Source organism: bacterium, assembly GCA_021372775.1.
In the GTDB taxonomy this organism is placed as follows: domain Bacteria; phylum Acidobacteriota; class Polarisedimenticolia; order J045; family J045; genus JAJFTU01.
On record JAJFTU010000443.1, the window covers coordinates 1 to 9374 of the forward strand.

The 9374-nt window shown below is 74.5% G+C and carries 8 protein-coding genes; 7 read left to right on the plus strand and 1 reads right to left on the minus strand.

Annotated elements, in window-relative coordinates:
• Positions 1–528: PAS domain S-box protein (locus tag LLG88_15135; GenBank protein MCE5248241.1), on the minus strand; the 528-nt coding region annotated here is incomplete at its 3' end.
• Between the two features lie 98 nt (positions 529–626).
• On the opposite strand from LLG88_15135, the gene LLG88_15140 reads away from it, so the two are divergent.
• The 7 genes from LLG88_15140 to LLG88_15170 all read left to right on the plus strand — a co-directional run.
• The gene (locus LLG88_15140; protein ID MCE5248242.1) at positions 627–1313 is read left to right on the plus strand and encodes a VTT domain-containing protein; all 687 of its coding nucleotides are present in this window, start codon (positions 627–629) and stop codon (positions 1311–1313) included.
• Positions 1314–1344: 31 nt separating this feature from the next.
• Positions 1345–3729, plus strand: coding sequence for a DUF3536 domain-containing protein (locus LLG88_15145; protein MCE5248243.1), 2385 nt, complete (start codon positions 1345–1347; stop codon positions 3727–3729).
• Between the two features lie 15 nt (positions 3730–3744).
• Entirely contained in the window at positions 3745–4773 is a 1029-nt protein-coding gene (locus tag LLG88_15150; protein MCE5248244.1) for a galactose-1-phosphate uridylyltransferase, read from the plus strand.
• 70 nt (positions 4774–4843) lie between these two features.
• Positions 4844–6139, plus strand: a complete 1296-nt coding sequence (gene purD, locus LLG88_15155) for a phosphoribosylamine--glycine ligase (GenBank protein MCE5248245.1) — start codon at positions 4844–4846, stop codon at positions 6137–6139.
• Positions 6139–6654, plus strand: coding sequence for a 5-(carboxyamino)imidazole ribonucleotide mutase (gene purE, locus LLG88_15160; GenBank protein ID MCE5248246.1), 516 nt, complete (start codon positions 6139–6141; stop codon positions 6652–6654). The genes purD and purE overlap by 1 nt, the downstream gene beginning before the upstream one ends.
• 116 nt (positions 6655–6770) lie before the next feature.
• Complete coding sequence (locus tag LLG88_15165; protein MCE5248247.1) at positions 6771–8081, plus strand: MiaB/RimO family radical SAM methylthiotransferase; 1311 nt, start codon at positions 6771–6773, stop codon at positions 8079–8081.
• 192 nt (positions 8082–8273) lie between these two features.
• Positions 8274–9374 (plus strand): tetratricopeptide repeat protein (locus LLG88_15170; GenBank protein ID MCE5248248.1); only part of this gene is annotated, 1101 nt, incomplete at its 3' end.

The following is a 9374-nucleotide window of genomic DNA, read 5'->3' on the forward strand; positions in this document are numbered from 1 at the left end:
CACGAGGTTGAAGATCGTCTCGTAGTCGCGGCGCTGGCGACGCAGTTCGTCCTCCGCCTCGTGCCGCTTGGTCATGTCCAGGAGCAGCGTGACGAACAGCTCGCCGTCCACGAAGCTCCGCATCTCGGCCCATCGCGACGAGCCGTCCTTGGCGCGGAACTCGAATTCGGCCGTGACGACGACGCCGGTCCCGTCGAGCGGCACCGAGTGCGCGCGTTCCCGCCAGACGTCCACGACGAACCGCCGAAACGCCGGGTCGGGGAACGCCAGCCGCCACCAGTCGTCGATCGTCGGGATGTCGTCGATGGTGTAGCCGAACAGCTCGGTCATCCGCTGGTTGACGGCGAGGACGCGGCCGGAACGGTCGTGGAGGTTCGCCGCGACCGGCAGCAGGAGGACGCAGCGGTCGTACCAGGCGCGCGCATCCCCGCCCGCGCCCGGCGGGCCGACCGTCTGGACGGGGGGACACGCATCCGAACGGCGCTGGTCCACCAAGAGGTCCCGCTCCTCCCCGGCAATATCGCCCAAGCCGGTCCGTCAAGCCAGCGCGGGAACGGCGGGTGTTGACCGCGGGGCCGCAATCCCGTAACGTGCGCGCGATCCAACGGGGGTTGGGAGCGTCTCGCGTGCTTTCGGTCGGCGTCCAAGGGTTCGGTCCGGACATCCAGGCGATCTTGCTGATCGTGCTGGGCGTGTGGTCCGGCGCCTGCGGCCTGCCGATCCCCGAGGAGATCCCCCTCCTCACCGCCGGCGTCCTCGCCGCGATGGGGGTCCTGCCGGTCCACTGGGCGATCATCTTCGGGCTCGCCGCCTGCCTTTCCGGCGACGTCGCCGTCTTCGCCGTCGGCCGCCGGATCGGCCAGCGGATCGAGCGCGGCTCGCGCCTCCGCCGCCTGCTGCGCGGCCGCTATCTGCTCCGCGCCCGCCATCTCTACCTGCGGCGCGGCCGGTTCGCCCTCTGCGCGGCCCGCCTCGTTCCCGGCCTCAAGATGCCGTTTCTTTTCACGGCCGGCGCGTTCCGCATGCCGTGGGGGCAGTTCCTGCTGCGGGACGCGGCTTCGCTGGCGGTCCTCGTCCCGATGCTGGTCCTCTTCGCCTACAGCTCCAGCCTGAGCATGACGCAGATGACCGGGGTCGTGCAGCGGGTCGCGGTGATCTGCGGCGCGGCCTTCGTCGCGCTGGCCGCGGCGTGGCTCGCGGTTTCGACGATCCGCCGCCGCCGCCGCCGCACGTGGCGCGCCCGCTGCGTCGAGGCCGGCATTCCGGTCCATTCGGACGCCCGCAGCGCCGGCGTCCCGGCCTCTTGGTTCTGACCTTCTTCAGCCGGTCTATGATGGGCGTAACTTGAGCCGGGAAGGGAGCCCCGTGCGCCATCTCGTCGTCCACGCCCATCTCTACCAGCCGCCCCGCGAGAACCCTTGGACGGAGGTCGTCGAGCGCCAGCCGTCCGCCGCCCCGTTCCACGACTGGAACGCCCGCGTCTCCGACGAGTGCTACGAGCGGCTCGGCGCGGCCGGCGTGCGCGGCCCGGACGGACGGGTCGTCGCGCTCGTCAACCTCTTCGCGCGGCTCTCGTTCAACGTCGGCCCGACGCTCGCCGCGTGGCTGGCCCGCGAACGGCCGGACGCGCTGGCCGACGCGGTGGCCGGCGACCGCGCCGCCCGCGACCGCACCGGCCACGGCTCGGCGCTGATGCAGGCCTACGGCCACCCGATCCTCCCGCTCTGCGAGCCGCGCGAGCGGCGGCTGCAGCTCGCCTGGGGCAAGGCCGACTTTCTTCGCCGCTTCGGCCGCCAGCCGGAAGGGGCGTGGCTGCCCGAGTGCGCCGTCGACCTCCCGACGCTCGAGGCGTGCGTGGACGCGGGGCTGAAGTTCACGGTCGTCGCGCCGGAGCAGGTCCGCGGGATCCGTCCGCCGGACAGCGACGCGTTCATCGACACCCCCGGGGCGTCGGTTCCGCCGCACCGGCCGTACTGGGTCCGCCTCCCCTCCGGGCGGCGGTTCACGGTCTTCGTCTTCGACGGGCCGCTGTCGCGCGGCGTGGCCTTCGGCGGGACGCTCCGCTCCGGCGAGACGCTCCTCTCCGCCTTCCGCGCCGCGCTCGACGGCGCGCCGAACGAGCAGGACTCGCTGGTCCTGATGGCCGCCGACGGCGAGACGTTCGGCCACCATCAGAAGAACGCCGAGTCGAGCCTCGCCGAGGCGCTGCTGCGGGCGCGGATGGCCGGGATCGCCCGCGTGACCCATCTCGGCGAGCTCTTCCACCGCTGGCCCGCGACGTGGGAGGCCCACCTCGCGACGCCGTCGGCGTGGTCCTGCGCCCACGGCGTCGGGCGCTGGGAGCGGGACTGCGGCTGCGTGGCCGCGTCCCATCCCGGCTGGAGCTGGGGCTGGCGGCAGGTGCTGCGCCACGCCGTGACGCTGCTGCGCGACCGCGTCTTCACCCTGGCCGAGCGGCGCGGCGCCGAGCTTTTCCGCGACGTCTGGGCCGCGGCCGAGGCGTACGGCGAGGTCCTCGCCGCCCCCGCGCCCGGAGAGCCGATGGCGGCGCTCTTGGAGAAGCACGCCGCCAAGGGGCTCGACGACGCCGGCCGCCTCAAGGCCGCGGCGCTGCTCGAGCTGCTGCGCCAGACCCTCTTCTCCGCGACCTCGTGCGGCTGGTTCTTCGACGACATCGCCGGCATCGAGGCGACGCAGGTGCTGCGGCACGCCGAGCGGGCCTGCCAGCTCTGCCAGTTCGTCTTCGGCGTCGATCCGGAACCGGACCTCGCGGCGATCCTCGCCTCGACGCGGGCCAACGAGCCGGGCGCGGGAACCGGGGCGGACGTCCTGCGGCTGCGGGCGCGCCCGTCGCGCCGCACCGGAGGCGACGTCGCCGCGGCGCACGCCGCGAGCCGCCTCGCCGAACTGCTCGACGACCCGAGCCCGTCGGCGCCCGCGGCGACGGCGTGCGGCGCCTACGTCGCCGAGGACGTCGCGGCGCCGAGCGTCGCGCGCGGCTCGGGCGGGCGGATCGAGATCGAAGGGGAGGTCGCGGTCCGGCACCTGCGCGCCGGCGCCGCCGAGCGCCGCCGCTTCAAGCTCGTCTGCGGCGCGCCGGGGTGCAAGATCGCGCTGGAGATCGACGGCAAGCCGGCGGGGCAGCCGGCGCCCGAGGCGCGCGAGGCGCTGCTCTTCCTCGCCGCGCGGCGCGCCGCGAGCCTCCTCCCCGCCCCGAACGAAGAGACGCTGATCCGCCTGGCGTGGTTCGGCCGCGAGGCGCGCGCGCTCGGCGCGACGCTCCCCTCGCCGTTCCCCGAAGCGCTCCGCGGCGGGGCGCGGGCGTTGCTGCAGGACCTGCTGCAGCGCCAGCCGCGCGATCCCAAGGACGGGCTGCGGCTGCTCGCCGGCGCGCTCGCGGCCGCCCGCTCGACGGGGCTGGCCCCCGCGGACCTCGGCGACCTGCGGCCCGACCTGGAGCGGCTGCTCGCCCACTACGCCGGCTGGACGCTCGCCGCCGCGCCGGAGGCGCTCCCGTCGCTCGCCGCGGCGATCGAGGCCGCGCGCCTCGCGGCGGGCGAGGCCGTCCTCTCCCGCGCGCGGCGCTTCCTCGTCGAGCGGCAGAACCTCTTCCCCGCCGACGAGTTGCCGGCCCTGCTGGGCGCTGCGGGCCTCGCGCGCGACGCGCTGGCCCCGCAGGACGCGCCTCCCGCGCCGTACCTGGACGACGATTCCGACGCGCTGGTCTAGCGCCGAGGTGGAGCGATGAGCGAACTGCGCCACGATCCGATCAACCGCCGCTGGGTGATCATCGCCATGGAGCGGTCGAAGCGGCCGGACGAGTTCGTCTTCGAGCCGCCGATCCCCGCGACCGACGAGCCCCCCTGCCCGTTCTGCCCCGGGCAGGAGAGCCGCACGCCGCCCGAGCTGTTCGCGCTGCGCGAGCAGGGGCCGGCCAACGGTCCGAACTGGCACGTGCGGGTCGTGCCGAACAAGCGGCCGGTCCTCGCGATCGAGGGGGAGCCGGACCGGCGCGGCGTCGGCGTCTACGACCGGATGCGCGGCATCGGCGCCCACGAGCTGGTGATCGAGGCGCCGGAGCACCGGCTCCGCCCGGCGCAGATCCCGCTGTTCCAGTTCGCGGCGGCGCTCAACGCCAGCCGCCAGCGGATGATCGACCTGCAGCGCGACCGGCGGTTCAAGTACATCCTGCTCTACCGCAACTACGGCGCCGCGGCCGGGGCGACGATCCATCACCCGTTCGAGCAGCTCGTGGCCACGCCGGTCACGCCGCTCTCGGTGGTGACCAAGCTCGAGTCGGCGCGGCAGCACTTCCACGTCAAGGAGCGCTGCGTCTTCTGCGACATCCTGGCCCAGGAGATCGACGACGGCTCGCGGATCGTCCACATGGACGAGCGCTTCGTCTGCTTCGCCCCGTACGCCTCGCGCTTCCCCTACGAGCTTTGGCTCTTCCCGCGGCGCCACGAGCACCAGTTCGCGGATCTCGACCAGGCGGGGGTCGAGAGCCTCGCCGCGCACATGCTGGAGGTCTTCCGCCGGATGGAGACGGTCCTCGGCGATCCGCCGTTCCACTGGATGTTGATCAACGCCCCCAACGTCAACGCCGGGGTTCCCCGGTCGGGCTTCTGGTCCACGATCCCGTGGGATTGGCACTGGCACATCGAGATCCTGCCCCGGCTGATGCCGTTGGCGGGATTCGAGTGGGGCACGGGGTTCTACATCAACCCCACCCCCCCCGAGGACGCCGCGGCCTTCCTGCGCGACGCGAAATGACCCCGGGCGCCGTTTTGACAGGCGCGCCCCGGGACCACAAAATTCTCAGTTCGCAAGGGGGCCGCGCGAAATGAAGATTCTGATCATCGGGGCCGGTGGCCGCGAGCACGCTCTGGCTTGGAAGATCCGGCAGTCGCGGATGGTCGAGGAGCTCTTCTGCAGTCCGGGCAACGCCGGGATCGCGGAGATCGCCGACTGTCCGCCGCTCGCCTCGTCCGATCCCGACGCCGTGGCGGACTTCGTCGCCAAGCAGGGGATCGACCTGACGGTCGTCGGGCCGGAGGTGCCGCTCTGCCAAGGGCTCGCCGACAAGATCAACGCCAAGAAGCGGGCCTGCTTCGGCCCCTCCGCGGCCGCGGCGCGCCTCGAGGGGAGCAAGGTCTTCTCGAAGCAGTTCATGACGCGCCACGGCGTGCCGACGGCCCCGTACGAGATCTTCGACGACGTGGACGCCGCGATGCGCGCCCTGGACACGTGGGAGGCGCCGCTGGTGGTGAAGGCAGACGGCCTCGCCGCGGGCAAGGGGGTCTTCGTCTGCGAGACGATCGACGCCGCGCGCGACGCCGTGGCCAAGCTGATGGTCCAGAAGGCGTACGGCGGCGCCGGCCGCACGGTCCTGTTCGAGCGGTTCCTCGCCGGACGCGAGGCCTCGTTCTTCGCCATCTCGGACGGCGTGCGGGTCATTCCGCTCGTCACCTGCCAGGACTACAAGCGGGTCTTCGACGCCGACCGCGGCCCGAACACCGGCGGCATGGGCTCCCACTCGCCGGCGACGCACCTCGACCGCCCGACGATGTCGTACGTGCTGGAGAAGGTCGTCGGCCCCACGGTGCGCGGCGCGGCGGAAGAAGGTTATCCGTACCGCGGCGTGCTCTACGTCGGGCTGATGCTCACCCCCGAAGGGCCGCAGGTGCTCGAGTACAACTGCCGCTTCGGCGATCCTGAGACGCAGGTCCTGCTGCCGCGCCTCTCCTCCGACCTCGTGCCGCTGCTCCACGCCGCGGCGCAGGGAGACCTCTCCTCGGTGCGCGTCGAGTGGCGCCGCGAGGCGGCGGTCTGCGTCGTCGGCGCCGCGCAGGGATACCCGGGGCACTACCAGAAGGGGAAGAAGATCACCGGCATCGAGCATCTCGCCGGGCGCCCGGACGTCTGGGCGTTCCACGCCGGGACGCGCACCGGCCCGGCCGGCGAGATCCGCACCGCGGGCGGCCGCGTCTTCGGCGTGACCGCGCTGGGCAAGGACATCGCCGACGCCCGCCGCCGCGCCTACGAGGCGATCGGCCAAGTCAGCTTCCCCGGAATGCACTACCGCCGGGACATCGCCGCCGGCGCGATCGAGCCGACGCGCAACGGGAACCACGTCTGATGAGCCAGAACGTCCAAGTCGCGATCCTGATGGGCTCCGCCTCCGACCTGACCGCGATGTCCGAAGCGGCGCGCGAGCTGAAGGGGCTCGGCGTGCCGTTCGAAGTGGAAGTGACGAGCGCGCACCGCACGCCGGACCGCACGGCGAAGTACGTCCGCGAGGCCGAAGCGCGCGGCGTGAAGGTCTTCGTCGTCGGCGCGGGGATGGCCGCGCACCTCGCCGGCGCGGTCGCCGCCAACACGACGCGCCCGGTGATCGGCGTGCCGCTCCCCGGCGGCGTGCTCGACGGCCTCGACGCGCTGCTCGCGACGGTGCAGATGCCGAAGGGGATTCCGGTCGCGACGACCGCCGTCGGCAAGGCCGGCGCGGGGAACGCCGGGCTGCTCGCCGCGCAGATCCTCGCCCTCGGCGATCCGGAACTCGCGGCGAAGCTGAAGGCCCACCGCAAGGCGCAGGAAGAGAAGGTCGTCGCCTCCTCGGCCGACGTCCGCCGCAAGCTCGAGGAGCTGCTCTAGCGCGCTTCCGCCGCGCGTCCGCCGGTCCGCCGGCCCGCGCCGCGACATCGCCCCGCGCCCGCGTCGCCACGGGCGCGGGGTTTCGTTTTGTGGTTCGATGACGGGCGGAGCGCGCGATGGCCAAGCGGTATTTCGTCCACACACTCGGCTGCAAGCTGAACCAGTTCGACGCGGCGCGCGTCGAGGGACTGCTGCGCGCCGGCGGCCTCGAGCGCACGGACGATCCCGCCGCGGCGGACGTCGTCGTCCTCAACACCTGCACCGTCACCGCGCGGGCCGACGCCGAAGGGCGGCGCCTCGCCCGGCTCTACCGCCGCCTCGCGCCGAACGCGCGGATCGTCGCCGCCGGCTGCTACGCGCAGCGCGATCCGGAGGGGCTGGCCGCGCTCGGCGTCTTCGACGCCGTGGTGCCGCTGGCCGAGCGGGAGCGCCTGCCGCGGGAGCTGCTCGGCGCGGAGGCCTGCGCGGCGCAGCCGCCGGGGCTCTTCTTCGCCGACGCCGCGCGCGCCTACCTGCGGGTGCAGGAAGGCTGCAATCTCCGCTGCAGCTACTGCGTCATCCCCAGCGTGCGCGGGCCGAGCCGTTCGTTCGAGCCGGCGCCGCTGCTCGAGGAGGCGCGGCGGCTCGTCGCGGCGGGGGTGCGCGAGATCGGCCTCACCGGCGTCAACACCGGCGAGTGGGGACGCGACCTCGAGCCGAAGCGGGAGATGGCCGACCTGCTCGAGGCGTTCCTCGCCGCGGAGTGGCCGCGCCGCGCCGACGACGACGGCCCCGCGGTCCGCTTCCGCCTCAACTCCCTCGAGCCGCGGACGCTGACGCCGCGGCTGCTCGCGCTGATCGCCGCGGCACCGGACCGGCTCGCGCCGCACGTCCAAGTGCCGCTGCAGAGCGGCAGCGACCGTACGCTCGCCGCGATGCGCCGCAACTACCGCACGGCGTTCTACCGCGACGTCGTGGAGGGCGCGGCGGCGCGCGTGCCGGGGATCTGCCTCGGCGCCGACGTCATCACCGGCTTCCCCGGCGAGACGGACGAGGACCAGGAGGCGACGCGCGCCTTCGTCGAATCGCTGCCGCTCGCCTACCTGCACGTGTTCTCCTACTCGCCGCGCCCCGGCACCCCCGCGGCGGCGATGCCGGGCCGTCCGCCGGCCGACGTCGCGCGGCGCCGCACGAACGAGCTGCGCGCCGCCGGCGCGCGCCTCGGCCGGGCGTTCCGCGAACGGCTGCTCGGGACGACGCAGCAGGCGCTCGTGCTCGACACGCCGGCGAGCGACGGCCGGCTGCGCGCGTTGACCGGGAACTACGTCGAGCTGCGCCTTCCCGCCGGCGCGGCGCCGGCGGGCGCCGTCGTCGCCGCGCGCCTCGCGGCGGTGGAGCGGGACGGCAAGCTCGTCCGCGCCGAACGGGTCGCCGCGCCGATCCGCTGACACCCTTAGCCGCCCCGCCTGACCGCTCGAGGATCGCTCCCGCCGACCGGCGCGGACGCGGCCGTGCGCCCCGCCGGCGGCGACCGCGAACGCGAACGACGCGTCCGTGCCGATACAGCGCGGACGCGGCCGTCCGTCCGGCCCCGCTGGCCGCAGGGCGCCGCGCCGCGTACGTTTGTCGCACGAGGTCCGATGCGCGCCTGTTGGATCCTGCCGTTCGCGCTCGCCGCGGTCGTTCCGGGCGCGCCCCGCGCCGACGATGCGGGTCCCCTGCGCCGCGAGATCATGCGTCGGCTGACGGTGGGGCGGGTCGCGCTCGAGCAGGGGGACGCCCAAGCCGCGGCGCGCGATCTCTGCTGGGCCAGCCGCCGCGCGCTCAACTCCCACGACGCCGCCTGGTTCTGCGGCCGCGCGCTCCTCGCCGCGCGCCGTCCCGAAGACGCCGTCAAGGCGCTGGAGATCGCGACCGACATCGACCCGCGCCATCTCGGCTCGTGGGTCGATCTCGGCGACGCCTTCCTCGCCGTCGGCTCGCCCGACAAGGCGCGTCCCGCCTACTACAAGGCGCTCGAGCTGCGCAAGGACCATTCCCCCGCCTTCGACGGCCTCGCGCGGCTGGCGCAGCGCACGGGGGACGAGCGGGGCGCGCTGGAGCTGTTCGCCAAGGCGCTCGACGCCAATCCCGCCGACGCGCGGGCGCGGCTCCACCGCGGGCAGCTCCATCTCGCCGCGGGGCGGCTCGCGCAGGCGATCGAGGACATCGCCGAAGCGGCGCGTCTGCGGCCCGACGACGCGGAGGTCCAGATCGGGCTCGGCCGGGTCGAACTGCGCGCGCGGCGGAGCGACGAGGCGCTGCGCGCGGCGCGCGCGGCGAAGCGGCTCGCGCCGAAGGACGCGCGTCCCGACTCTTTGACGGCGGAGATCTACGTCGCGCTCGAGGCCTATCCCGAAGCCGAGGAAGCGGCGCGCGCCGCGCTGGCGCGCGATCCGTTCGAGGCGCGCGCGCGCCTCGCGCTCGCCGAAGCGCTCGGCCGGCGCGGCCGCGTCGGCGAGGCGCTCGAGGCGCTGGCGATTCCGGCGGACGGGCCGTACGAGCGGCACGAGCTGGCGGACTTCGACGAGGCGCGGCGCCGCTGGACGGCGCGGCGCGACGAACTGGCCCGCCTCGAAGGCGAGGCGGCGAGGCCGGACGCGGCGCCCGATTCGTTGCTCGCGCTCGCCGCGGCGCGCGCGGTGGTCGGCGACGACGAAGCGGCGGCGGCGCTCGCGCTGCGCGCCGCGGCGGCGACCGAC